Genomic DNA, 25761 nt, shown 5'->3' with positions numbered 1-25761 from the left:
AACGCCAAGTTCACCGCCAATTGCATCAGATCGTGTTCAACGGAATTCTCAGATAGCGCTTGCCGTTGTTTTCCAAAGGCGGAAGAGCACCGGCCCGCATGTTCACCTGCATCGCTTGAAGAATCAGCTTCGGCAAGGTTAGCGTCGCGTCTCGTGCGGTACGTGCCGCGACGAACGCGTCTTCAGTAATCCCGTCACGAACGTGTACGTTCGTGGTGCGTTCGGCCCCGATTGTCGTTTCCCACGCGTAGGCGTCCCGGCCAGGCGCCTTGTAGTCGTGACTCACGAACAGTCTTGCTTCGTCGGGAAGGCAGAGCAATCGCCGAATGGAGCGGAAAAGCCGCCTGGCGTCTCCGCCCGGCAAGTCGGCTCTCGCCGTCCCGTAGTCCGGCATGAACATCGTGTTGCCGCAGAACACCGAATCGCCGATGACGTAGGCGACACTGTCGGGCGTATGTCCGGGAACGTCGAGAACCCTGCACTCGATCGCCCCGATGTTGAATCGCTCTCCGTCATCGAACAGGTGATCGAATTGCGAGCCGTCGCGCAGGAACTCCGGTCCGGCGTTAAACAAGCTGCCGAAGCGTCGCTGTACCGCGGTGATCGCGCGTCCGATAGCGAGCGCACCGCCGACACGCGCCTGCAGAAAGGACGCGGCGCTCAGGTGGTCCGCATGGACATGGGTTTCGAGCAGCCATGCGATCGAGAGGCCTTCCGATTCGATATAAGCGACGATAGCGCGGGCCGATGTCTCCGAACATCGGCACGTCGGTGCGTCGAAGTCGAGGACCGGGTCGATGATTGCTGCGGCAAGCGAGATCGGATCGTGAACGACATAACTCGCGGTAGATGTCGCCTCGTCAAAAAAGGAATGGACAACCGGCACCGGATGTTTTCCGGCACGCGTCCGAACGATGCCCGCGATGGCGCGTTCGAGCGATTGATCCACGCGATGTCTCCTTTTTCTTGCCCCCGTCCGTCTCCGATTCAAGCCTCGGAGACGAGTTGGGCAAAGTGCGGTTCGAGTTCGGGAAAAGCATCCGCGTGCCGATCGCCAGGCCGGTTCGGCGTCGAGGCCCTGGATTCAGAGACCGACCCGACTGATGTCTGACCGCCCCGGCAAGGCGGCGAATCGATGGCCGACGCCTTGATCATTGCCGTCGCGTTGCTGCACATCGCGTTTCGCGCGCGCTTTGGACGAAAGACCGCGTCCCCTCGAGCAATCGAGTCGCCGCTCAGAATGCAAACGCCGTCCTTCCGGGCAATCACTCTCTGCCAGGTCTGCTCGCCGTATCGACACGTCGTTGAACTGCTCCACGAGACGAGCACGGTGTCGGCGGACGGGCGCTCGAGAATCACGATGCGGACCGCCCCGAGGTTCGAATCGGTCCTGCATGCACGCTCGTCCGCTCCCGGTGAAAGCGGTGCAGCCGGAGGCGATCGCAGGGCATCGAGGATCCTGTCCCAACGATTCCGGTCGCTGATGTCGTTTGCGACATCGTCGATACCTGGAGTGTTTTCCATAGCTTCAATATCGCCATTGGATGCTGGATGCAGCGTGAGAAATGGTGCTGCCAGGCGGGCGGTTTTTGCGCGGGGCCTGTGCAAAGCGCTGCACAGGCACATCGCAGACAGACGATTCAGCTTTGCAGGAAATCGAGTAGATCGAGGTTGACTGCGCTCGCGTTGATCGTCGCCATGCCGTGCGAGCCGCCGGGATAGATCTTGAGCCGTGCATTCGGGGCGATTTCAACCGATCGTCGTGCCGATGCGTCGATCGGCACGATCTGGTCGTCGTCGCCGTGCAGAATGAGGAGGGGAACGTCGATTTTTTTCAGGTCTTCGGTGTAGTCGACCTCGGAGAATTCACGAATGCAATCAAATTGCCCCTTGATCGAACCCATCAGGCCTTGCACCTGGAAGGCGTCGATCGTGCCTTGTGACACGTCGGCACCCGGGCGGTTGAAGTTGTAAAACGGTACGGCGAGCTCCTTGTAGAGCTGCGAACGATTGTTCATCACGCCGGCGCGCAGTCCATCGAATACGTCGATCGGCAGACCGCCCGGGTTATCGGTGGTCTTGAGCATGATCGGCGGAACCGCGCCGATCAGCACCGCCTTTGCGACGCGTCCGGTTCCGTGGCGGCCGATGTAGCGTGCGACCTCGCCACCACCGGTCGAATGCCCGACCAGCACCGCGCCGCGCAGATCGAGATGGTTCAGGAGTGCCGCGAGATCGTCGGCATACTGATCCATGTGGTTCCCGTCCCACGTTTGACCGGAACGGCCGTGGCCGCGGCGATCGTGTGCAATGACACGATAGCCTCGGGTGCCGAGGAACAGCATTTGTGCATCCCAGGCGTCGGCACAGAGCGGCCACCCATGGGAGAAGACGACCGGCGTGCCTGTCCCCCAGTCCTTGTAGAAAATCTCGGTACCGTCCGTGGAGTTGAAATAGCTCATGGCACGTTCCTGATCAGGTTGATTTGAAGGAAGTCTCGGGCAGGGCAATACGGAGCATCGTGTCGAGTTGGCGATCGCGAACGGCGCGTCGCACCGGCGCCCGCTGGTTTCCGGCGTGGCGGTGAGCAGCGACCCGCGCATGCGGGCCGCACTCACGAAGTGCGGGCATCGTCGTTTCGTTTCAGTGACTGCAGTCGTCATGCTCCGAATCCACGTGGCAACCCGCTGAACCGCGGGAAATCGGGAGCGGTCGTCATATGCATTGCGTCGATGGCGGGGCCGACGGTACGCGAGCGAACCCGCGTCAGCGCATGCCGCCGCTGGCGATGATGTGTTCGCCCGTCAGCCACTTTGCGTCGCCGGAAGCGAGGAAAACCGCAATCGATGCAACATCGTCCGGCCGGCCCACGCGTCCGAGCGGCGTCTGGCTGACCGCTGAACTCTCGAACTCCGATCCGATCACGCCGGCGCTTTGCGCACCTTCGGTCACGATCACGCCGGGGTTGATCGTATTCACGCGAATGCCGCGCGGCCCGAGTTCGCGCGCGAGCGCGCCGGTGATGGAATCCACCGCGCCTTTCGTGCCGCTGTAGACGGCGGTCGTCGCCGGTGTGAGCGTCGAGACGACCGAGCTGACATTGATGATGCTGGCGCCTTCGCCCAGGTGCTGGACGGCGGCCTGCGTCGTGAGCAGGACCCCGAGCACGTTGATGTCGAATTGCCTGCGGTATTGCGCTTCCGTGAACGCATCGATCGGCGCGAACTCGTAGACGCCCGAGTTGTTGACGAGGATGTCGAGGCGGCCAAACGTTTCGATTGCCGCATCGACGATGCCTTTCGCGTCGGCCGCCTTCGACACGTCGCCGCCCACGGCAACCGCTTTCCCCCCGGCCGTGGTGATGGCGGACACGACGTCGTCCGCGCCGGCCTTGCTGCTGGCGTAGTTCACGACGACCGACGCGCCCTCTGCCGCGAGCGCCTTGGCGATGGCGGCGCCGATACCCTTCGACGCACCGGTTACAACGGCCACTTTTCCTGCAAGCTTGCCCATGATGTTCACCTCAGTGTGAATGATTCCGTTGATGGACACCGGCCAGCCGTCTCGCACGATGCGATCGCCGGTGTTTTCTGCCAATGCGGACCTGCATGCGGTCGCGATCGCCTGGCGCGGCGCGACTGGCCGGCCGTCGATGCGCGGGACATGGCATCGTCAACCCGGCCATGCCGAATTGCGGATGACGGAACAGAAATTCCCCCGATGGAAGTGAGGCTCCTTGTCGGCGATCACGTCGGCCTTCACGTTGCCGAACGTGGTCTCCGGCTTATGCTTGATGCCGTTGTAGAACGCCTGAATGATCTCTTCCTTGAAGTGCGGCGGGCGCGGATGCGCATGCGTGACGGCTTCGCGTTCCTCGTGCGAGAACGCGTGGTACGAAAGGCCGAGCACATCCATCTCGACCCCGGCGGTCACCAGCGCAACGACCGGGTGCATATGGCGCGGAATGCCGGGCGTGGTATGCAGCGCAATGGCCGTCCAGACGAGATCGATGTCGGCCGCGGTGATGCCCCGGCCCGAGAGAAAGTCGCGGGCCGCATTGGCTCCGTCGACTTCGAAGCGTTCGGTGGCGCTGCTGTACGCGCCGGTGAGGCCGATGTCATGGAACATGGCGCCCGCGTACAACAGTTCCGGATCGAATTTCAGGCCGCGACGCACGCCTTCCAGGGCGCCGAACAAATAGACGCGGCTCGAATGATGAAAGAGCAGCGGGGTGGACGTGTCGCGCACGAACTCGGTAATTTCCCGTGCAAGCTGACTGTCGGGCACGGCGACATCCTGAATGACCTGCGACATGACGGTTCTCCATCGAAATGTGAGCGGATGCCGGCGTCCTGGCGGACGCCGCACGCGAACGGCCGGTTATTTCGCCGCAGCCGTCGCCCCGATTCTCGCGAGGGCCTCGCGAACGCCCGCGCCGTACTCGGGGTCCGCCTTCGCGCAATGGAGGATGTGGCGTTCCTGGATAGGCGCGTGGACGGAGGCCAGCTGCCGGGCGGTGTTGTCGAACAGCACCTGTCGCTGCGCCCGACTCATCAGGCGAAACAGATTCCCGGGCTGCGCGAAGTGATCGACGTCCACGCGGTGGTCCCAATGTGCGGCGTCGCCTTCGATTCGCAGCGGCGGCTCGTGAAGATCGGGCCGCACTTCCCACTCGCCGGCACTGTTCGGGTAGTAGGACGGCGTGCCGCCGAGGTTGTCGTCGGTGCGCATGGCGCCATCGCGGTGGTAGCTGTGGAAGGGGCACTTCGGCGCATTGACGGGAATGTGATTGAAGTTCACGCCCAGTCGATAACGTTGCGTGTCGCCATAAGAGAAGAGCCGCGCCTGCAGCATCTTGTCCGGCGAAAAGCCGATGCCGGGCACGACGTTCGCGGGCGAGAACGCGGCCTGCTCGACCTCGGCGAAGTAGTTGCCCGGGTTGCGGTTCAATTCGAGCACGCCGACCTCGATCAGCGGGAAATCGCTTTTCGGCCAGACCTTGGTCAGGTCGAACGGGTTGAACGGCAGCGCCCTGGCCTCGTCGTCGTTCATCACCTGAATGAAGAGGGTCCAGCGCGGGAACTCGCCGCGTTCGATGCTTTCGTAAAGGTCGCGGCCATGCGTTTCCCGGTCCTTGCCCACGAGCTGTTCGGCTTCGCCGTCGGTCAGATTCTCGATGCCTTGCTGCGTACGGAAGTGGAATTTCACCCACGTCCGCTGGTTGTCGGCATCGACGAGGCTGAACGTATGGCTGCCGAATCCATGCATGTGACGATAGCTGCGCGGGATGCCCCTGTCGCTCATGACGATCGTGACCTGATGAAGCGCCTCCGGCAGCAGCGTCCAGAAGTCCCAGTTGCTGTTTGCGCTGCGCAGTCCGGTGCGCGGGTCGCGCTTGATCGCGTGATTGAGATCGGGAAAACGCAGCGGATCACGGAAAAAGAACACGGGCGTGTTGTTGCCCACGATGTCCCAGTTTCCTTCTTCCGTATAGAACTTCACCGCGAAGCCCCGGATATCGCGTTCGGCATCGGCGGCGCCGCGCTCGCCGGCGACTGTCGAAAAGCGCATGAATACCGGCGTTGCCTTGCCGATTTCCGAAAAGAGTTTCGCCTTGGTGTAGCGCGTGATGTCGTGCGTGACCGTGAATACGCCATGCGCGCCCGATCCTTTGGCGTGCATGCGTCGTTCGGGAATGACCTCGCGGTCGAAGTGCGCGAGTTTCTCGATCAGCCAGATATCCTGCAGCAGCGCGGGACCGCGCGGGCCGGCCGTTTCGATGTTCAGATTGTCGGCGACGGGCGCACCGGTTGCGTGATCGAGACGCGTAGACGTATCGCGATTTTTCATGCGTCGACTCCAGGAGGGGTGGGCGGACCGGCGCAGCGCCATGCCGTTTCGGGGCGGGCGGCCGCGCGAGGCTTTACGGGAAAATCAACGTGCAATTTCGGCAGGTGCGCCGACATGAAACGGCCGGACCGCGATGGCCACCCGTTCGACGAGTGACGCGCCACGGAGGCATCGACGAGTCGATGTGAGAGAAGCGTACCCGCGGGGTGCCCGCGCGATCTTGTATAAAACACCGGTTCGTTGGACGATTCGCGGACGACCGTCGAATACCGGGGGCAGGGGCTGAATCCGGATCAGGAGGCGGCGGTGCGGGGTGCGTCGGCGCATGTCGAGCGGACACACATGCGCCGCCCGTGACGTTTGCACCGGTGCGGTGCTATCGGTTGCGCTGCGCCCAGTCTTTCGGCCCGCACCCCTCGAGACGCGAGAACACGCGCGAGAAATGACTCTGGTCGAAAAATCCGCAGTCCGACGCGATGCTGGCCAGGCTCGCATCGGTGTCCCGCAACAGCGATTTCGCGCGCTCGATTCGGCGCTTGAGCAGCCACTGATGGGGCGTGCTGCCGGTGGTCTGCTTGAAGGCTTCGCCGAAGTAGCTGGTGGAGAGATTGCACTCGCGCGCGAGATCGGCGATCGACGGATTGTCGTGCAGGTGGGACGCGAAATAATCCTCGATGCGCCGCATCTGCCAAGGAGCGAGTCCGGAGCGGCGCGGCCGGAGTGCCGGATCGGCTCGGCCATAGCGTGTGACGACGTGTTCGCAGAACGCCAGCGCGAGGTAATCGATGAACAGCGCACTCGTCAGGTTGGGCTGCTGCAGGACCGTCTGCAGCGTATGCGACAGACTGAGCAGCACCGGGTCGCTGGCGCCGAGATGCGGCTGCACGAGTCCTCCTATGCGCCGGCGCCGCTTTTGATCGGTGAATTCCTCGATCGCGCCCTGGGCCAGATAGAGCCGCATGGTATCGAACGGCATGTCGAGACGGCGCGTCGGGCTCGAGCGCAGGTCGAGCAGAAAGCAACTGCCGGGACTGCACGACGCGGACGCGTCGAGATTGCCGCTTGAATAACGGAGGCCGGGATCGGGGCCGAGTATCAGCGGCATCTGGAAGACGAAGGCTTCCTCCGGTTGCGGCGTGAGCGAGCGCCCCGGCTGGGGCCGCGGGTTGATCAACCGGGTGAACGAAATCGGTTGCCCGTGGGAGAAAACGCCGGCCCGCACGGTCGGTGCATCTCGCAGGAGAAACCGTCTGGCGAGCGTGTCGTCTGCGACGGGTTGACCGTAATCGACAGGATCCTTGTCGTTCATTCATCGCGCCCTGGAGTGCGCCCGGTCGGGCGTGGCGTGCCTTTGCCCGACGGCGGGTTCAAATGAAATCAGGCCCAATTTAGCGCAATTCGATGACGGCCGCGCGATGCGTGCAGTCACGCGCGTGACGCTGTCCGATCGCGGGTGCGACGCGCACGGCAATGGTGCGATTCGCACTCGCGCGGAACCGGACGGTGCGCGGGCGTCGTTGCGCGCGCCAACGCAGGGCGGCTTCGTCAGCGTGAACTCAACGACGTCTGACCGACGTGCGATGCCGGGTCCCAGCCGCCGCCGAGCGCCTTGAACGTCGAGATCGCTGCCCGCGCGGATTCCGTCTGTGCTTGCGCGCGCGCGTCGGCGGCCTGCAGCAGCGTCTCGTTCGCGTGCAATACGTCGATGAAGCTCGCCGCACCGCTGCGGTACGCGGTCATCGACGCATCCTTGGCGCGGGAAAACGACGACTCGGCATGCGACAGCGTGGCCGCCTGCGCCTGTCGATTCACCAATGACGAGAGCGAGTTCTCGACGTCCTCGGACGCGCGGAGGACGGCCTGCCGATAGGCCGCGAGCGCCTGCGCGTCGGCGCCTTTCGCCGCTTCGACATCGGCGCCGATGCGCGCGAAATCGAACAGGCGCCAGCGCAGCCCGACGAGGCCGGCCGCCTGGTTGGCGCCGCTCGAGAACAACGTACCGGTGGCGGCGGCGGTCGCGCTGCCGAGGAAGGCGTTCAGCGAGACCGTCGGGTAGTACTCGCCGATCGCGGCGCCAATGCGCGCATTGGCCGCGGCGAGGTGACGTTCGGCGGCGATCAGGTCGGGACGTCTTTGCAGCAGATCGGCCGGCGTGCCCATTTCCGCGAGCGACGGCGCAACGGGGATCACGGCGGGCGGGCTCAGCTCCGCGCGGTGCGTGCCGGGAGGCGTGCCGAGCATCACGTCGAGGGCGTTCGACGCCGCGTCGAGCGCCGCGAGCAGGACGGGCACGCCGGCCTGAACCTGATCGAGCGCGCCTTGCGCCTGCTGAACCTGATAGTCGGCCGCCGCACCTTTCGAATACAGGAGTTTCACGTCCGCGAGCAGTGTCTGCTGCGTCTGCACCTGCCGGGTCGCGATGTCCAGACGGGCCTGGAGCCCCCGGATCGTGACGTAGATGTCCGCGGTCTGGGCCGCGACGGCAAGGCGGGTGGCGACCGCCGCCGCCTGCGTCGCCGAGTAATCGGCGAGCGCGGCTTCACGCTGGCGGCGCAGACCGCCAAAGATGTCGATCTCCCAACCGGCCTCCAGGTTGGTTTCGTACTCGGTGCCCCAGCGCGCGTAACCCGGCGTGGCATTGAGCAATTGCCCCAACGGCGTGTCGACGGACTGATAGGCGCGGGCCGCCGACGCGGAAACCGAGGCCGACGGGAGGAGCGCCGCGTTGGCCGTGCCGAGGCGCGCGCGTGCCTGAGTGATTTGCGCGACGGCCTGAGCCAGGTCCAGGTTCTGCGCCAGCGCCAGCGAAACGTAACGCGTGAGCAGCGGGTCGTTGAAGCTTTCCCACCAGGCGGAGAGATCGGCAACCGGAGCCTGTGCCGTGCCGGCGGACGGCTGGGTCAGGTAGTGCTGCGCCAGCGGCGCATCCGGGCGGTGGTAGTCGGGACCCACGGCGCACGCCGAAAGGGCGGCGACGCTGGCCAGGAGAACAAGTGGACGGTGCAGGGGCATGATCATCTCGGGAGCGCAACGGGAGAGCGGATAGTGTGACCAATATACAATATGGTCACAAGTTGTCAACTCGCGAGTGAGCGGCTAAGCTTGAGACATGAACAAACCGACTCCCTCCGCCTCCCCGTCCCGCGGTCCCTCGGACCACGAAGTTCGCGCGCAGATCGTCGACGCCGCAACGGAATACTTCAGCCGCTACGGCTACGAAAAGACCACCGTTTCCGACCTCGCGAAGGAAATCGGGTTTTCAAAAGCCTATATCTACAAATTCTTCGATTCCAAGCAGGCGATCGGTCAAGTCATCTGCGCGAATCGCCTCGCCGCGATGATCACCGCCGTCAAGGAAAACATCGACGGCGCGCACAGCGCGACAGAAAAATTTCGCTGTATGTTCAAGACCTTGCTTTCATCCGGAAGCGAGCTCTTCTTCCAGGATCGCAAGCTTTACGACATCGCCGCCGTGTCGGCCGCATCGCCCTGGCCATCGGTCCAGGGTTATGAGGACCAGATCCGGCAACTCGTCGCCGAGATCCTGCGGCTCGGGCGCGAAACCGGCGAATTCGAACGCAAGACGCCGCAAGACGAGGCGGTGAACGGGATCTTTCTGGTGATGAAGCCCTATTTCAATCCGCTGCTGCTCCAGTACAACCTCGAGGGTGCGGAAGAGGCGACGACCCAACTTGCGAACCTGGTACTCAGAAGTCTCGCGCCATGAATCTTGTTGTGACTGTTGACTGAATTGGTCACTGGTATCAGAATGAGGGCTCCTGTTCTTTGCGAGAGGGGACCTCATGTTCCGGCGCCATCATTTTGTCTACACATTGGGCGTGGCTTCGCTTGCGCTCGCGGCATGCGGCGAGCATCCGGCCGCCGATCCGCGCACCGAGGCGCCACTTGTGCGTACGAGCGCCGTTCACGGCGCGGCGGGGGCGAGCCGGTCGTTTTCGGGTGTCGTGGGCGCCCGCGTTCAGAGCGATCTCGGTTTCCGGGTTCAGGGCAAGGTCATCGAGCGGCTGGTCGACGCGGGCCAGACGGTCAAGCGCGGCCAGCCGCTGATGCGCATCGATCCGATCGACCTGGGGCTGCAGGCCCGTGCGCAGCAGAAGCTCGTGGATGCCGCCCAGGCGCGCGCGACGCAGACGGCCGCCGACGAGGCGCGCTATCGGGATCTCGTCGCGGCCGGCGCGGTTTCGGCATCGACCTATGACCAGCTCAAGGCGGCGGCCGACTCCGCCAAGGCCCAGCTCGTCGCGGCGCAGGCGCAGGCGGTGCTCGCCAACAACGCGTCCGGCTACGCCGTCGTCATGGCGGACGCCGACGGCGTGGTGGTCGAGACGCTGGCGGAGCCCGGCCAGGTCGTCGCGCCGGGACAAATCGTCGTGCGGCTCGCGCATGCCGGCCCCCGCGAGGCCGTCGTCCAGCTTCCCGAGACGCTGCGTCCCGCATCCGGCTCGATTGCCGAGGCGACGCTGTACGGCGCGGCCCAGAAGCCCGTTCCCGCCGTCCTGCGCCAGCTCTCCGACTCCGCCGATCGGCTGACACGGACCTACGAGGCGCGATACGTTCTCCAGGGCGCGCTGTCGAATGCGCCGCTCGGCGCGACCGTGACGCTCGATCTCGCAGGCGATGCCGGCCAGGCACCCGCCGGCATGGTGGTACCGGTCGGCGCGGTGTTCGATCCAGGCACGGGCACCGGGGTCTGGACGGTCGACCGGGCCCAGTCGCGCGTGACCTGGCGCAAGGTGCGCGTCACCGCATTGAGCGACGACAGTGCGACGGTGACGGGCGACCTTCGCGACGGCGACCAGGTCGTCGCGCTCGGTGCCCAGTTGTTGCACGACGGAGAGCAGGTGCGTCTCGCCAATGACAAGATGATCGCGGCATCCGTCTCCGCGCAAGGAGCGGCGCGATGAGCGGCTTCAACTTGTCGGCGCTCGCGGTGCGGGAGCGCTCGGTCACGCTGTTTCTGATCATCCTGATCTCGATCGCCGGCGTGGTGGCCTTCCTGAAACTGGGGCGGGCCGAAGATCCGCCCTTTACCGTCAAGTCGATGACGGTCATCACGGCGTGGCCCGGCGCGACCGCGCAGGAAATGCAGGACCAGGTGGCCGAGCCGCTCGAAAAGCGCATGCAGGAACTGCGCTGGTACGACCGGACCGAGACCTATACGCGTCCGGGGCTGGCCTTCACCACCGTGACCTTGCTCGACAGTACGCCGCCCGCGGACGTGCCCGAGGAGTTCTATCAGGCGCGCAAGAAGCTGCATGACGAAGCGGGCAACCTGCCGCCCGGCGTGATCGGCCCGCTCGTCAACGATGAGTACTCCGACGTGACGTTCGCGCTGTTCGCGCTGAAGGCGAAAGGCGAGCCGCAACGAGTGCTGGTGCGCGACGCCGAGGGATTGCGCCAGCGGCTTCTTCATGTGCCGGGCGTCAAGAAGGTGAACATCATCGGCGAGCAGGCGGAACGGATCTACGTCTCGTTTTCGCACGACCGGCTCGCGACGCTCGGCGTGACGCCGCAGGAGATCTTCGCCGCGTTGAACAACCAGAACGTTCTGACGCCGGCCGGTTCGATCGATACGGCGGGCGCGCAGGTCTTCATTCGCGTCGAAGGCGCGTTCGACAAGCTGCAGACCATTCGTGACACGCCGATCGTCGTTCAGGGCCGCACGCTGAAGCTTTCCGATGTGGCGACCGTCGAACGCGGTTACGAAGACCCGGCCACGTTCCAGATTCGCAACAACGGCGAACCGGCGTTGCTGCTCGGCGTCGTGATGCGGGACGGCTGGAACGGGCTCAACCTCGGCAAGGCGCTCGACGCGGAGGTCGCATCGATCAACGGCGGGATGCCGCTCGGCATGAGCCTCACGAAGGTGACCGACCAGGCCGTCAATATCCATTCGGCCGTCGACGAATTCATGGTCAAGTTCTTCGTCGCGCTGCTCGTGGTGATGGTCGTGAGCTTCGCGAGCATGGGATGGCGCGTCGGCATCGTCGTGTCGGCGGCGGTGCCGCTGACGCTCGCGGGGGTCTTCGTCGTGATGGCCGCCACGGGCAAGAGCTTCGACCGCATCACGCTCGGTTCGCTGATTCTCGCGCTGGGCCTGCTCGTCGACGACGCGATCATCGCCATCGAAATGATGGTCGTGAAAATGGAGGAGGGCTACAACCGCGTCCAGGCGTCGGCTTATGCGTGGAGCCACACGGCCGCGCCGATGCTGTCGGGCACGCTGGTCACGGCGGTCGGCTTCATGCCGAACGGCTTCGCGCGCTCGACAGCGGGCGAATACACGAGCAACATGTTCTGGATCGTCGGCATCGCGTTGATCACGTCGTGGGTCGTGGCCGTCGTCTTCACGCCGTACCTCGGCGTCAAGCTGTTGCCCGACATCGCCGTGATCGAAGGCGGCCACGAGGCGATCTACAACACGCGGAACTACCAGCGCTTTCGCCGTTTCCTCGGGCGCGTGATCGGCCGCAAGTGGATGGTCGCCGGGATCGTGGTGGCATCGTTCGTGATCGCCGTGATGGGCATGGGACTGGTGAAGAAGCAGTTCTTCCCGACGTCCGATCGCCCGGAAGTGCTCGTCGAAGTGCAGATGCCCTACGGGACTTCGATCGAGCAGACCGCGTCGGCAACGGAAAAGGTCGAGGCGTGGCTCGCGAAGCAGCCGGAAGCGCAGATCGTGACCTCGTACATCGGGCAGGGCGCGCCGCGCTTCTATCTGGCGATGTCTCCGGAGCTGCCGGATTCGTCCTTCTCGAAGATCGTGATCCGCACGAACGACGAGCGTCAACGTGAAGCGCTCAAATTCCGTCTGCGCAAGGTCGTCGCCGCAGGCCTGGTGCCCGGGGCGCAGGTTCGCGTCACGCAGCTGGTGTTCGGCCCTTACTCGCCTTACCCCGTCGCGTTCAGGGTCATGGGCCCGGACGCGGGGACGTTGCGCACGATCGCCGCACAGGTCGAACGGACGATGAACGCCAGCCCGATGATGCGAACGGTGAACGCCGACTGGGGGCCGCGCGTACCCACCGTGCACTTCACGCTCGATCAGACTCGTCTCGGGTCGTTCGGGCTGACGTCCAGCTCGGTCGCGCAGCAACTGCAATTCCTGCTGACCGGGATTCCCGTCACGCACGTGCGCGAGGACATTCGTTCGGTGGAACTGGTCGCGCGTTCGGCGGGAGACACCCGGCTCGACCCGCAACGGATCGAAGGATTCACGCTGGTCGGTACCGCGGGGCAGCGGGTGCCGCTCTCGCAGGTCGGCAAGGTCGACATCCGCATGGAGGATCCGATCCTGCGCCGTCGCGATCGAACGCCGACGATCACCGTGCGCGGCGATATCGCCGAAGGATTGCAACCGCCCGATGTGTCGACCGCGATGCTCGCGCAGCTGCAGCCCATCATCGCGAAGCTGCCGGGCGGCTACCGGATCGAGGAGGCCGGTTCCATCGAGGAGGCCAACAAGGCGACCAATGCACTCGCGCCGCTGTTTCCGATCATGATCGCGCTGACGTTGCTCATCATCATTTTCCAGACGCGCTCGATAGCCGCGACCATGATGGTGTTCGCGACCAGTCCGCTGGGTCTGATCGGCGTGGTGCCGACGCTTCTGCTGTTCAATCAGCCCTTCGGCATCAACGCCTTGGTCGGGCTCATTGCGCTGTCCGGCATCCTGATGCGCAACACGCTGATCCTGATCGGCCAGATCGAGGTGAACACGCACGCGGGCATGATGCCGTTCGATGCGGTGGTGGAGGCGACCCTGCAGCGCTCGCGGCCGGTGATCCTGACGGCGGTTGCCGCGATGCTGGCGTTCATTCCGCTGACCCATTCCGTGTTCTGGGGCACGCTGGCTTATACGCTGATCGGAGGAACCTTCGCCGGAACGATTCTGACGCTGGTGTTTCTGCCGGCCATGTACTCGATCTGGTTCAAGATCCGGCCCGCGGCAGGAGAAAGCCGTTCCGCGCTCGAACCCAGCGCCAGCGTGACGACGGAGGCATGAGCGCGCCGGGCGATGAAGGTATCGCCCGGCGCCTCGCGACGCGGAGTCGACCTGCGTCCGGTTGCGAGTCCGGCGGCGAACGGATTGACGCTGCGGGAAGGCGAGCCATGGCTTGCAGTCCAGATCGGGAGAGGCGATCCGGTGCGCCCCGTTTGTTCTTTGCGCGGTGACTTCGGGGCGTCGGGCCGTGGCACGGAATCGGACCGACGCCGGACGGCGACTCGATGCGGCGGCGGGAGGTGACAGGCAGGTGAGACGAGATCCGGCCTTCGCAGGCCGGCAATGCCGGCCGGGACAAGACTGACTACCGATCAGTATGGTCTTTCACCACGTTCGCGACTGTCTCGAGGGAACGCCGGAGCGTGTCGAGGTCGACCGAACCCAGTGCCAGGCGAACGGCGTGCGGAACGTGTCTCGACGCAGCAAAGGGATGTGCCGTCGACACCGAGATGCGCTCACGCAGCAACGCCTTCGCAACGGCATCCGCCCGAACCTCGTGTGGCAGCGGCAGCCAGACGAAGTACGACGAGGAGTGACGGACCAGCTTCAAATGACCGAGGACTTCGCTCACGACGGCCTGGCGCAGGGAAGCGTCACGCCGTTTCTCCGCTTCGAGCCTTGCAACGGTGCCGTCCTCGATCCAGCCGCAGGCAATCGCCGTCATGGCGGCGGGCGTGTTCCAGACGGTCGCCCGGATCGTGCGTTCCAGTTTGCCGACCCAGCCGCGCGGTGCGCTGACCATGCCGATGCGCAGCCCCGTCGCGACGCTCTTCGACAAGCTGGACACGTACACCGTCAGTTCGGGCGCAAGCATCGCAAGCGGCGGCGGCGGACGCTTCTCCAGAAAGGCATAAGCCGCATCCTCGATCAGGATCAGTCCGTGTTGCCGGGCAATGGACACCAGATGACGCCTTTGACGGGCGCTCACCACCCATCCCAGCGGGTTATGCAGGGTCGGCATCGTGTACATCGCGCGCACCCGTCTTCGCCGGCACAATTTCGCCAGGGCATCCAGATCGGGGCCGTCTGCCGCACCTGGAATCGTCACGAGTTCGAGCCGGAAAGCCTCGGCGGTCAGCTTGAAACCGGGGTACGTCAGCGCGTCCACCGCGATGACGTCGCCGGGGTCGAGCAATGCCATGGCGGTCGCCGTGAGCCCGTGCTGTGCGCCGCTCACGAGCACCGTGTTCTCGGGTGACGCCGACAAGCCGCGGCTCGTCAGATGGCGGGCCATGGTCTCCCGCTCGTGCGGCCGTCCGCCATGGGGATGGTAGCGAAGCAATGCGTCCAGGTTGCCCGACCCCGCCAGCTCTCGCAGCGCCGTTCTCAGAAGCTCGCCCTGACCCGGCATGGAAGGGTTGTTGAAGTTCAGGTCGATCGCGCCGTCGTTCCAGGCCTGGAGATCGACGCCATGACCGCGCGGAAGCACTTCCTTCACAAACGTGCCGCGGCCGGTTTCACCGCTGACCAATCCCATTGCATCGAGCTCGGCGTAGACGCGCGTGGCGGTCGCGAGCGACAGCCCCTCTCGCGCGGCGAGATCGCGGTGGGTCGGCAGTCGGGTTCCAGGACGCAGTCGACCTTCGTGGATGTCCGCCGCGAACCGGTCAACCACTTCCTTGTAGCGAAGTCGAGGCATGTCGATTCAATACAATCGTTTGAATGTACCGATTATCTTCCAAACATCGCGCGTGATACCAACGCTTCTCGCGTCTTGTCGCAGTCGCTCGCCTTTACGCATCGACATTTGTGCAGGTCACGCGCCTCCAGGATCGGAAATTACGGCGCAATTCGACAGATTTACATACGCCGAAACCAGCGATCCGGATGACGCTTGCCGGCCCGGAAAAGACCTGAAGGGAGCCGGCCTGGCAGGCTGCTGCACGTCCAAGACATCGCCGGATGTATCCATGACAATAATTTGATTGTACTGACATGGCGAACTACGATGCGTTGTCGATTCAAGCCAGACCCGTGATTTCCGGCAGATCGCCGCACTGGCGGTCAGCGCGAACGTCACACCGACTCGGCGCGCCGGACTGCATGCGCCGTCGTTTGCGGGGGCGATCTCACTGAATACGCTTCCCGTTACCGAGGTGAAGGGAAGGGAGGCAACATGGAACTGAACGTCACTGTCATCCTCATCACTTTCGCCGGTGTTTTCCTGATCTGCTTCATGAAGGGCGCCTTCGGTGGCGGTTTCGCCATCGTCGGCATCCCGCTGCTGTCGCTCGTCATGGATCCCGTCACGGCGGGCGGCTTGCTTGCGCCGCTGTTCGTTGCAATGGATCTGTTCGGTCTGCGGTACTGGAAGCCGTCGACCTGGTCCAAGCCCGACCTCGTGTGGCTGGTGCCCGGACTGGTCGTCGGCATCGGGATCGGTTATGTGCTGTTTCGCGGGCTGGACCACCGGGCAATCGCCATCGTGATGGCCGTCGTGACACTGACGTTCGTCGGAATGTGGTTCATGCGAGGGGGTGAAGTCGTGGTGCGTGCGCGCTCGTCGCGCAAAGCGGTCGCAGCCGGCATGACCTCGGGCATTACCACGATGGTCGCGCACTCCGGAGGGCCGCCGTTGGCGATGTACCTGCTGCCGCTCGGTCTCGGCAAGCAGATGTATGCCGGGACGACCAGCATGTTTTTCACGGTAGGCAACCTCCTCAAGGCGTTGCCCTGGCTGGCGCTGGCGAGGCCGACGGGCGCTGTCTGGGCGTTGATGGCCATCTGCCTTCCCGCCATTCCCGCGGGCGTCTGGCTGGGCTGGCGCCTGCATGACAGGCTGAACCAGCGTCAGATGTACCGAGCCTGTTATGGCCTGCTGATGGTCACGGCCCTGAAACTGCTGTGGGATGGTGCATCCGGATTTCTGCGTTAGAGATCCTGCGCTGTTGCTCGCGACCGGCTGGTGGCAGCGTGCGCCGATTCGACAGTCGGCCCGCGGCGGCCACCGCGCGGCCGTTCGTCGGGAACGGCCGGATCGGTAACCGGGGCGGCACGCGGGCCGGCCGCCGTCAATGCGGCGCGGTGAACCGCGGATCGATGTACGCGTCGACGTCCTGCGACTGCTTGTACACGGCGTTGCGCACGTTGAACGCGTTCGCGTTGCGCGTCGAGCCGTAGATGGAGTCGAGCCCGTCGCCCTTGCGGAACGCACGTTTCGCGGCGGTCTCGTCGAGCAGGTGCGTGCCTTTCAGCAGCGGAAGGTATTGTTCCGGCGCGAGTCCGACGCGTGCCGACATGATCTTGACCGCGTCGCCCTGCGTCTTCGGATCGTTGATGTACGCGACGCAGCGATACCAGACCTTGACCACCTTCGCCCAGTCGGCCCGGCGCGCGGCGAGGCTCGTCGGCGCGACCGTGATCGCGTCGTAGATCAGCCCCGGCGCATCGGCCGACGTGAAGATCGCCCGCGCGCCCGGTGCGCGCTTCAACGCTTCGCCCGCATTCGGTTGCCACGCGGCCACCGCGGCGATATCGGCCGACGAGCCGAGCACCTGCGGCAGTTCGTTGGTTTTCGCATTCACGAGCGTGACGTCGCTGTTCTTGAGCCCGTGCTTCTGCAGCGCGGTTTCAAGCAGCAGGTGGTCGACGAGGCCGAGTTCCACGCCGACCTTCTTGCCCTTCAGCGCCTCGACGGTGCGCAACGGCGGCTTCGCGACGATCATGTCGTTGCCGGCCGAATAGTCGGTCAGCAGGATCATCACGTTCTTCGCGCCGGACGCGCCGGTGACGAGCGCATCGCCGTTGGTCGCCGCGACCGCGTCGAGCTTGCCCGCCGAAAACGCGTCGAGCGACGCCGAGTAATCGAACCATTCGAAATCGACGTCGACGCCGGCTTCCTTGAACCAGCCCTTGTCGAGCGCGACCTGGAACGCGACCCAGCCGGGCCAGTCGCTGTAGCCGATCTTCAGCGGGGCGGCGGCTTGCGCGGCGGGGGCCGCCCACAGCGCGGCAGCCGCGACGGCGGCCCCCACTGCGTGGCGGACAAAACGGAAGGACGACAGGCGGCGGAACGCCGGGGCGGGACGGGTCATCGTTGTTCTCCAGGAGACCGGGATCGGGATCGTCGATACGGACCGCGCGTGAACGCACGGTCCGACTGCGTGACCGGTTCCTGCGGATGCGGAACGGAAAAAGCGGCCACGGAGAGGCACGATGGCCGTTGCCATCGCCAATCTCCCGGGCTTTTGTCCCGCCGTGTAGCGCATGCGCGTCCGCTCTCGCGATCGGACGAACCCGCGCCGGGCTGCTCTCGGACCAGACGTTCGGTGAACCGGAACCCTAGCACCCCTAAGATGCGACGCCGCCGCACCTCTCGGCGTCATGCCGAGCGAGAAGCGTGCCAACGGCACGCGGCGGCGCGTTTCAGCGGCGGCGCGTGGCGCGCTGAAGTTCGATGAAGCGGGCGGCGAACAGCGCGGTCAATACGCGCCGGAGCAGGTCGAGCTTGTTCATGAGGGGCGGGATATCGAGTGACGGTGTGCCGATTCAGCAATGCCCATGCCACCGTGTATCGCACCATGCGCGATCGCATTGCACGCACTGCGCCGGTGCGCGTTCGCGTGTGCGTGGTGCGCCGCGCGCCCGGTGCGGGGGCAAGCGGACGCGGCGGCTTCGCGCATGCCGGGCGTCGGCGCGCCGCCGTACGGCGTCGTGCGGTCGGGGCGAGGACGTTGGCACGCAATTCGCTTGATCGACGTTCGAGAGGTGCGAAGCAATTTGCATCATCTTCAGGATCGCTAGGGTTCCGGTCGTGCGGCGTACGCCGCGCGATGCCTGGTCCGAGAGCAATCCGGTCTTGCCTTTGCCTCGATGCGAGGAAACGGCGAGGCTCCACGGAGGGATAAAAGCCCGGGAGGTCGCGATGTCGTTCGGTCGCCCTCTCACGTCTTTTGTCCAACCGACCCCGGAGCCGCCATGTCGCCGAGCCCCCAAGCCACCCCCGTCTCTGTCCTCGCGCCACCGCCGCACGTCGCGTGGGAAACGCTGATTCCTGCCGGAACCCATTGGTCCGGCATCCTGCGCCGCGGTCTCGCGCTGCGCATCGTCGACGTCGACGGCGGCGCGAACCTGTCTGCCGTCTTTCATCGCCAGGAAGACCTGCTCGAACGTTACAACATGGCCGACACGCTGAAGGCGCAGCACACCGCGCATCTCACGCGCGGCCATGCGCTGTACACGGACATGGGGCGCGTGATCGCGTCGATCACCGCCGATACGCTCGGCTGGCACGATCCGCTCGGCGGCGTCGGCGATGCGCGGTTGTTTGCGCACAAGTACGGCACGACGTCGTACCAGGCCGATCGCAACGCGATGATCCGCAACGGCCGCGACAGTTTCGTGCTCGAGCTCGCGAAATACGGGCTGTCGGCGCGCGACCTGGCCGCGAACGTCAACTTCTTCAGCAAGCTGGACACGCGCGAGGACGGCGCGCTCGATTTCGTCGCGGGACATTCGCCGGCCGGCAGCGCGCTGGACCTGCGCTTCGAGATGAACACGCTCGCGGCGTTCTCGACCGCGCCGCATCCGTTCGATCCGCGCCCCGACTATGCGCCGAAGGCCGTGAAGCTGATCGCGTACCGCGCGTATCCGGCCGATGGCGCGGCGCCCGACGACGACCCGTGCCGGCGCGCGTGCGCCGAGAACACGCGCGGCTTCGCCAACACCGACCGTCTGTTCGCATAAGGAGCGAGGCCATGCCGATCATCGAAAGCCGTCTCGACCCGCGCGACGCAATCCACGACGTCACGCTGAACGCGGGCGACCCGTGGCTGTACGACCTGAAGCGCGGGCAGGTCCTGCGCATTCTCGACCTCGAGGGCAACCAGGCCGTCGATACGCTGTTCTACCGCTCCGACGATCCCGAGGAGCGCTACAGTGCGCAGGACACGATCCGTGCGCAGCGCAACCTGTACCTGAGCGCGGGCAGCGTGCTCGTCTCGAGCCGCGGCAATCCGATGGCGACGATCGTCGCCGATACGTGCGGCCGCCACGACACGCTCGGCGGCGCCTGCGCGGCCGAGAGCAACACGGTGCGCTATGCGCTCGACAAACGCTACATGCACAACTGCCGCGACAGTTTCCTCAACGCGATCGCGCACTGCACATGCGGAACCGGCGCGCGGCTCACCAAGCGCGACCTGGTCGGCAATGTCAATTTCTTCATGAACGTACCCGTCACGCCGCGCGGCGGGCTCACGTTCGAGGACGGCATCTCCGCGCCCGGCAAATACGTCGAGATGCGCGCGGAGATGGACGTTACGGTGCTGATCTCGAACTGCCCGCAGCTCAACAATCCGTGCAACGGCTACAACCCGACGCCCGTGCGGCTGACGATCTGGGAGGCCGCATGAGATTCTCCAAAGTGCTCGTCGCGAACCGCGGCGAAATCGCCTGCCGCGTGATCCGCACGCTGAAGCGCCTCGGCATCGCGTCGGTCGCGATCTATTCGGACGCCGATCGCGACGCGCGCCACGTGGCGCTCGCCGACGAGGCCGTGCGAGTCGGGCCGGCACCGGCGGCCGACAGCTATCTGAACGTCGCGGCGATCCTCGCGGCCGCGCGCGAGACCGGCGCGCAGGCGGTGCACCCCGGCTACGGCTTCCTGTCCGAGCATGCCGGTTTCGCCGACGCATGCGAAGCGGCCGGCCTGCGCTTCATCGGGCCGCGCGGCGATCACATGCGCGCGTTCGGTCTCAAGCACACCGCGCGCGAACTCGCCGCCGCGCAGGGCGTCGCGCTGCTGCCGGGCACCGGGCTGCTCGACGACGTGGCGACGGCGCTCGCCGAAGCCGACGCGATCGGCTACCCGGTGATGCTGAAAAGCACTGCGGGCGGTGGCGGCATCGGCATGTCGCTGTGCCGCGATGCCGCGCAGCTCGGCGCGGCGTTCGAATCCGTCGTGCGGCTTGGCACCGCGAACTTCGCGCATGCGGGCGTGTATCTCGAGAAGTTCGTCGAACACGCGCGGCACATCGAGGTGCAGATCTTCGGCGACGGCCGTGGCGGCGCGATCTCGCTCGGCGAACGCGATTGCTCGGTGCAGCGTCGCAACCAGAAAGTGATCGAGGAAACGCCCGCGTCCGACCTGACCGACGCCGAGCGCGACGCGTTGCACGCGAGCGCGGTGCGGCTGGCGCGCGCGGTGAGCTACGCGTCGGCCGGCACGGTCGAGTTCGTGTTCGACGCGAGCGCGCGGCGGTTCTATTTCCTCGAGGTGAACACGCGGCTGCAGGTCGAGCATGGCGTGACCGAAGCGGTGACGGGCGTCGATCTCGTCGAATGGATGATCCTGCAGGCCGAAGGCGACCTGCCGCCGCTCGACACGCTTGCCGTTGCGCCGCGCGGCGCGAGCATTCAGGTGCGGCTCTATGCGGAGGATCCGCACAAGCAGTTCCAGCCGAGTGCCGGGCTGCTCACGCACGTCGCGTTTCCCGAAAACGTGCGGGTCGACGGCTGGATCGAGGCAGGCACGGAGATCAGCGCGTTTTACGATCCGCTGCTCGCGAAGCTGATCGTGCGCGGCGACACGCGGCGCGACGCGCTGGCCGCGCTGCGGGCCGCGCTCGAACAGACCGAGCTGTACGGGATCGAGACCAATCTCGACTACCTGCGTGCCGTGGCCGGCTCCGACACGTTTGCGCGCGGCGCGCCGACGACCGCCTTTCTGTCGCGCTTCGCGTTCGCGCCGCACACGATCGACGTGCTCGACGGCGGCGTGCAGACCACCGTGCAGCAGTCCCCGGGGCGCGTCGGCTACTGGAGTGTCGGGGTGCCGCCGTCGGGTCCGATGGACGATCGCGCGTTCGATCTCGCCAACGCGCTGATCGGCAACCCGCGCGACGCGGCCGGGCTCGAGTTCACGATGGTCGGCGGGACGCTGCGCTTCAATACCGCGACGCTGTTCGCGCTCGGCGGCGCGCCGCTCGCGGCCACGCTCGACGGCGAACCCGTGCCGTTCTGGCAGGTCGTTCGCGCGCGGTCGGGCGCGGTGCTGAAACTGGGCGGCGTGACGGGCGCGGGCGTGCGTGCGTGTCTCGTCGTCAAGGGCGGGCTGCAGGTGCCCGACTATCTCGGCAGCAAGGCGACCTTCACGCTCGGCCAGTTCGGCGGCCATGCGGGCCGCGCGCTGCGCAAGGGCGACGTGCTGCATCTGCACGCGGACGCCGGGCGCGGCGACGCGGGCGCGGCGCTGTCGACGGCCGACGTTCCCGTGCTGACGCATGCGTGGACGCTCGGCGTGCTCGATGGCCCGCACGGCGCACCGGATTTCTTCACGCCGGACGACATCGCGATGCTCCACGGCACGCAATGGACGGTCCACTACAACTCCAGCCGCACCGGCGTGCGGCTGATCGGGCCGAAGCCGCGGTGGGCGCGTGCGGACGGCGGCGAGGCTGGGCTGCATCCGTCGAACATCCACGACAACGCGTATGCGATCGGTGCCGTCGACTTCACCGGCGACATGCCGGTGATTCTCGGCCCGGACGGGCCGAGCCTCGGCGGTTTCGTGTGTCCGGTGACGGTCGTGCGCGACGAGTTGTGGAAGCTCGGGCAGTTGCGGCCGGGCGATACCGTGCAGTTCGTGCGTGCGGGCGCGTCGGCCGGGAAACCGGCTGACGAGATCGTGCAGTCGACGCGCGACGTCGCCGCTGCTGCCTGCGCGGCGCCCGGCGAATGCGTGCTGCATCGCGACCCGTCGGCCGGCGGCGTCGGCGTTGTCTATCGGCGCTCGGGCGATCGCAACGTGCTGGTCGAATACGGGCCGCTCGTGCTCGACCTGAACCTGCGCTTTCGCGTACACGCCCTCATGTGCTGGCTCGACGCGCACCGGTTGCCCGGCATGCTCGACCTGACGCCGGGCATCCGTTCGCTTCAGGTGCAGTTCGACGCAAGCGTGCTGTCGCTCGAAACACTGCTCGAGCATCTGCAGGCCGCCGAGCGCGAATTGCCCGACGTGGCCGACATGCGCGTGCCGAACCGCATCGTGCATCTGCCGCTGTCGTGGGACGACCCGTCGACGCGCGTCGCGATCGAGCGCTACATGCAGTCGGTGCGGCCCGACGCGCCGTGGTGTCCGAGCAATATCGAGTTCATCCGGCGCATCAACGGCCTTGCGAGCATCGACGACGTGAAGCGCATCGTGTTCGACGCGCGCTACCTGGTGATGGGGCTCGGCGACGTCTACCTCGGCGCCCCCGTCGCGACGCCGATCGATCCGCGCCACCGGCTCGTGACGACCAAGTACAACCCCGCGCGGACCTGGACGCCGGAGAACGCGGTCGGCATCGGCGGCGCGTATCTGTGCGTGTACGGGATGGAAGGGCCCGGCGGCTATCAGTTCGTCGGCCGTACCGTGCAGATGTGGAACCGTCACCGCAGCACGCGCGAATTCGAAGCCGGCAAGCCGTGGCTGCTGCGGTTCTTCGACGAGATCCGTTTCTATGAAGTCAGCGAGGCCGAATTGAGCGAGTTGCGCGCGGATTTCATCGCGGGCCGCGCGACGCTGAAGATCGAGGATTCCGTGTTCGATCTGCGCGCCTACAACGGCTTCCTGCACGACGAGGCCGACTCGATCGCGGCGTTCAAGGCGACGCAGCAGGCCGCATTCGACGCCGAACGCGAGCGGTGGCGGGCAGCCGGCCATGCGGAATACGTCGGCGAGACGGAGCAGGACGACGCGCATGCGGCGCCGGCGGCGGCCACGCTCGACGATACGCAGCGGGCGATCGCCGCGGACGTGTCGGGCAGCGTATGGAAGGTGCTGGTGGAAGCCGGTGAGCGCGTGACCGAAGGGCAGGTCGTCGCGATCGTCGAATCGATGAAGATGGAGGTGGCGGTGACGGCAACGGAAGACGGCACGATCGAGACGATCGATTGCGCGCCCGGCGCGGCGGTGGTGGCCGGGCAGCGGCTGATGGTGATGAAGGCGGGTGCCGCCGAGGAGGTGGCATGAGCACGACGGAGCACTCGATCCTGCCGGGGCTGCAATCGATTGCCGCGCTGCGCGCGCGCTACGCGGCGGGCGACCTGACGCCGCATGCGCTCGTCGATGCGATTGCCGCGCATTTCGACGCGGGCGATCCGCACCATGCGTGGATCCGGCCGCTGACGCGCGACGAGATGTCGTCGTATGCCGACGCGCTGGCCGGTCGCGACATGGCGTCGCTGCCGCTTTACGGCGTGCCGTTCGCGATCAAGGACAACATCGACCTCGCCGGCATACCGACGACGGCAGGCTGCCCCGCGTACGCCTACACGCCGGCACGCAGCGCGCCCGTCGTCGAACGGCTGATCGCGGCCGGCGCGATTCCCGTCGGCAAGACCAATCTCGACCAGTTCGCGACCGGGCTCTCGGGGCAGCGCTCGCCTTACGGCGCGTGCCGCAATGCGCTCGATCCGCGCTACGCGTCGGGCGGCTCCAGCTCGGGGTCGGCCGTGGCGGTCGCGCTCGGCGTCGCAGCGTTCTCGCTCGGCACCGACACGGCCGGCTCGGGGCGCGTGCCGGCCGCGTTCCACGGGCTGGTCGGGCTCAAGCCGACGCGCGGCGTGCTGAGCACGCTTGGCGTGGTGCCGGCCTGCCGGTCGCTCGATTGCGTATCGGTGTTCGCGCGTTCGGCGGACGATGCGCGCACGGTGTTCGCCGCCGCGCACGGCGTGACCGAAGGCGACCCGTACGGGCGCGCGTGGCAACCGCTGTTGGGCGCGGACGGCCTGCGAGCGCACGCGGCGCGGCCGCTCGGGCAAGTGCGTTTCGGCACGCCGCGGGCCGATCAGCTCGAATTCTTCGGCGACGCATCGTATCGCGCGGCCTGGGCGGCGGCGCTCGAGCGGCTTCGCGCGACCGGCGCGCAACTCGTCGAGATCGACTTCGGCCCGTTCCTGGCCGCCGCGCGGCTGCTGTACGAAGGCCCGTGGGTGGCCGAGCGGCTCGCCGCGATCGGCGCGTTCGCCGCGCGCGAACCCGATGCGCTGCATCCGGTGATCCGCGAAATCGTCGGCGGCGCGTCGCGCTTCAGCGCCGCCGATGCGTTCACCGCGTTCGACCGGCTCGCCGCGCTGCGGATCGACGCGGCCCGCGCGTGGGATGGCCTCGACGCGATCGTGATGCCGACCTCGGCGACGACGGCCACCGTCGACGCGCTCGAAGCCGATCCGATCGCGATCAATTCGCGCTTCGGCTACTACACGAACTTCGTGAACCTGCTCGACCTGTCGGCAATCGCGGTGCCGGCGGGCACGTGCGAAACCGGGCCGCACGCGGGGCTGCCGTTCGGCATCACGTTCGTCGGTCGCGCGCACGACGATGCGCGGCTGCTCGATCTCGCGCAAGCGTGGGGCGACGGCGCCGAGAGCGCCGGCGACCTCCGGCCATCGGCAGCCGCGGTCACGCCGCGTGCAGCATCGGCCGGCGTCGTGCGGCTGGCCGTCGTCGGCGCGCATCTTCGCGGCGAACCGTTGAACGGGCAGCTCACGGAACGCGGCGCGCGCTTCGTCGCCGCCACCACGACGGCGCCCGCCTATCGCCTCTATGCGCTCTCCGCCGAGGCGAGCGGCGGCGTGGCGAAGCCGGGCCTCGTGCGCGTGCCGGACGGCGGCGCGCCGATCGCGGTCGAGATCTGGGAGATGCCGGTCGAGGCATACGGCAGCTTCGTCGCCGGCATCGCGGCGCCGCTCGGTATCGGCACGCTTACGCTCGCCGACGATTCGCGGGTGCAGGGCTTCCTGTGCGAGAGCGTCGCGCTGGGCGACGCGCAGGACATCACGCGCTTCGGCGGCTGGCGGGCCTACCGCGCGCAGTCCGGCGGCGCATTGCACTGATTGCACGGTCGCGCGCTGCCGCGGCAGCCGCGCGACCGGTACCCGAAACCGAAATGGAGATTCCC

The 25761-nt window shown here is 66.3% G+C and carries 18 protein-coding genes and 2 riboswitches; of the genes, 8 read left to right on the top strand and 10 right to left on the bottom strand.

Annotation, left to right across the window (positions count from 1 at the left end; translation table 11 throughout):
- Positions 1-25: 25 nt before the first annotated feature.
- The 8 genes from WJ12_RS17705 to WJ12_RS17675 form a co-directional block, all read right to left on the bottom strand.
- On the bottom strand, positions 26-949 hold the full coding sequence (locus WJ12_RS17705) for an MBL fold metallo-hydrolase (RefSeq protein WP_059562126.1): 924 nt from the start codon (positions 947-949) through the stop codon (positions 26-28).
- Positions 950-987: 38 nt separating this feature from the next.
- Positions 988-1524, bottom strand: a complete 537-nt coding sequence (locus WJ12_RS34940; protein WP_167361884.1) for a DUF3331 domain-containing protein — start codon at positions 1522-1524, stop codon at positions 988-990.
- Positions 1525-1640: 116 nt separating this feature from the next.
- On the bottom strand, positions 1641-2462 hold the full coding sequence (locus WJ12_RS17700; protein WP_059562123.1) for an alpha/beta fold hydrolase: 822 nt from the start codon (positions 2460-2462) through the stop codon (positions 1641-1643).
- A gap of 304 nt (positions 2463-2766) precedes the next feature.
- The gene (locus WJ12_RS17695; RefSeq protein ID WP_059562119.1) at positions 2767-3513 is read right to left on the bottom strand and encodes a glucose 1-dehydrogenase; all 747 of its coding nucleotides are present in this window, start codon (positions 3511-3513) and stop codon (positions 2767-2769) included.
- A gap of 159 nt (positions 3514-3672) precedes the next feature.
- Positions 3673-4314 carry an HD domain-containing protein gene (locus WJ12_RS17690; RefSeq protein ID WP_034190444.1) on the bottom strand — a complete coding sequence of 214 codons (642 nt, stop codon included), beginning with the start codon at positions 4312-4314 and terminating at the stop codon, positions 3673-3675.
- A 66-nt stretch (positions 4315-4380) separates the two neighbouring features.
- Complete coding sequence (locus tag WJ12_RS17685; protein WP_059562117.1) at positions 4381-5850, bottom strand: catalase; 1470 nt, start codon at positions 5848-5850, stop codon at positions 4381-4383.
- Positions 5851-6226: 376 nt separating this feature from the next.
- On the bottom strand, positions 6227-7159 hold the full coding sequence (locus WJ12_RS17680; RefSeq protein WP_082744782.1) for a helix-turn-helix domain-containing protein: 933 nt from the start codon (positions 7157-7159) through the stop codon (positions 6227-6229).
- 236 nt (positions 7160-7395) lie between these two features.
- A complete protein-coding gene (locus WJ12_RS17675; RefSeq protein ID WP_059562221.1) occupies positions 7396-8862 on the bottom strand; it encodes an efflux transporter outer membrane subunit in 1467 nt (488 codons plus the stop codon).
- Between the two features lie 97 nt (positions 8863-8959).
- Between WJ12_RS17675 and WJ12_RS17670 the strand changes: the two genes are divergently transcribed.
- The 3 genes from WJ12_RS17670 (at position 8960) to WJ12_RS17660 (ending at position 13876) form a co-directional block, all read left to right on the top strand.
- Positions 8960-9577, top strand: coding sequence for a TetR/AcrR family transcriptional regulator (locus WJ12_RS17670; protein WP_049035844.1), 618 nt, complete (start codon positions 8960-8962; stop codon positions 9575-9577).
- A 76-nt stretch (positions 9578-9653) separates the two neighbouring features.
- Positions 9654-10775: an efflux RND transporter periplasmic adaptor subunit gene (locus WJ12_RS17665; RefSeq protein WP_059562115.1), complete on the top strand. Its 1122-nt coding sequence runs from the start codon at positions 9654-9656 to the stop codon at positions 10773-10775.
- Complete coding sequence (locus tag WJ12_RS17660) at positions 10772-13876, top strand: efflux RND transporter permease subunit (RefSeq protein ID WP_059562112.1); 3105 nt, start codon at positions 10772-10774, stop codon at positions 13874-13876. The genes WJ12_RS17665 and WJ12_RS17660 overlap by 4 nt, the downstream gene beginning before the upstream one ends.
- A 304-nt stretch (positions 13877-14180) precedes the next feature.
- On the opposite strand, the gene WJ12_RS17655 is transcribed toward WJ12_RS17660, so the two are convergent.
- Positions 14181-15515, bottom strand: a complete 1335-nt coding sequence (locus WJ12_RS17655) for an aminotransferase-like domain-containing protein (RefSeq protein WP_059562109.1) — start codon at positions 15513-15515, stop codon at positions 14181-14183.
- 477 nt (positions 15516-15992) lie between these two features.
- On the opposite strand from WJ12_RS17655, the gene WJ12_RS17650 reads away from it, so the two are divergent.
- The gene (locus WJ12_RS17650; protein WP_034190449.1) at positions 15993-16751 is read left to right on the top strand and encodes a sulfite exporter TauE/SafE family protein; all 759 of its coding nucleotides are present in this window, start codon (positions 15993-15995) and stop codon (positions 16749-16751) included.
- Between the two features lie 136 nt (positions 16752-16887).
- On the opposite strand, the gene WJ12_RS17645 is transcribed toward WJ12_RS17650, so the two are convergent.
- Entirely contained in the window at positions 16888-17910 is a 1023-nt protein-coding gene (locus WJ12_RS17645; RefSeq protein WP_034190450.1) for an ABC transporter substrate-binding protein, read from the bottom strand.
- A gap of 140 nt (positions 17911-18050) precedes the next feature.
- Positions 18051-18172: riboswitch (guanidine-I (ykkC/yxkD leader) on the bottom strand.
- A gap of 432 nt (positions 18173-18604) precedes the next feature.
- Positions 18605-18736: riboswitch (guanidine-I (ykkC/yxkD leader) on the top strand.
- Between the two features lie 57 nt (positions 18737-18793).
- On the opposite strand from WJ12_RS17645, the gene WJ12_RS17640 reads away from it, so the two are divergent.
- The 4 genes from WJ12_RS17640 to atzF are packed head-to-tail and all read left to right on the top strand — an operon-like array spanning position 18794 to position 25696.
- Positions 18794-19561: an urea amidolyase associated protein UAAP1 gene (locus tag WJ12_RS17640; RefSeq protein WP_059562108.1), complete on the top strand. Its 768-nt coding sequence runs from the start codon at positions 18794-18796 to the stop codon at positions 19559-19561.
- An 11-nt stretch (positions 19562-19572) separates the two neighbouring features.
- On the top strand, positions 19573-20229 hold the full coding sequence (locus WJ12_RS17635; RefSeq protein ID WP_034190452.1) for an urea amidolyase associated protein UAAP2: 657 nt from the start codon (positions 19573-19575) through the stop codon (positions 20227-20229).
- Complete coding sequence (gene uca / locus WJ12_RS17630; protein ID WP_059562105.1) at positions 20226-23831, top strand: urea carboxylase; 3606 nt, start codon at positions 20226-20228, stop codon at positions 23829-23831. The genes WJ12_RS17635 and uca overlap by 4 nt, the downstream gene beginning before the upstream one ends.
- Complete coding sequence (gene atzF / locus WJ12_RS17625; RefSeq protein WP_059562102.1) at positions 23828-25696, top strand: allophanate hydrolase; 1869 nt, start codon at positions 23828-23830, stop codon at positions 25694-25696. The genes uca and atzF overlap by 4 nt, the downstream gene beginning before the upstream one ends.
- Positions 25697-25761 lie beyond the last annotated feature (65 nt).

The organism is Burkholderia seminalis, assembly GCF_001718535.1.
GTDB classification, from domain to species: Bacteria; Pseudomonadota; Gammaproteobacteria; order Burkholderiales; family Burkholderiaceae; genus Burkholderia; species Burkholderia seminalis.
Note: the sequence above shows the minus strand (reverse complement) of the source record. Positions and strands in the feature narration are given on the sequence as shown.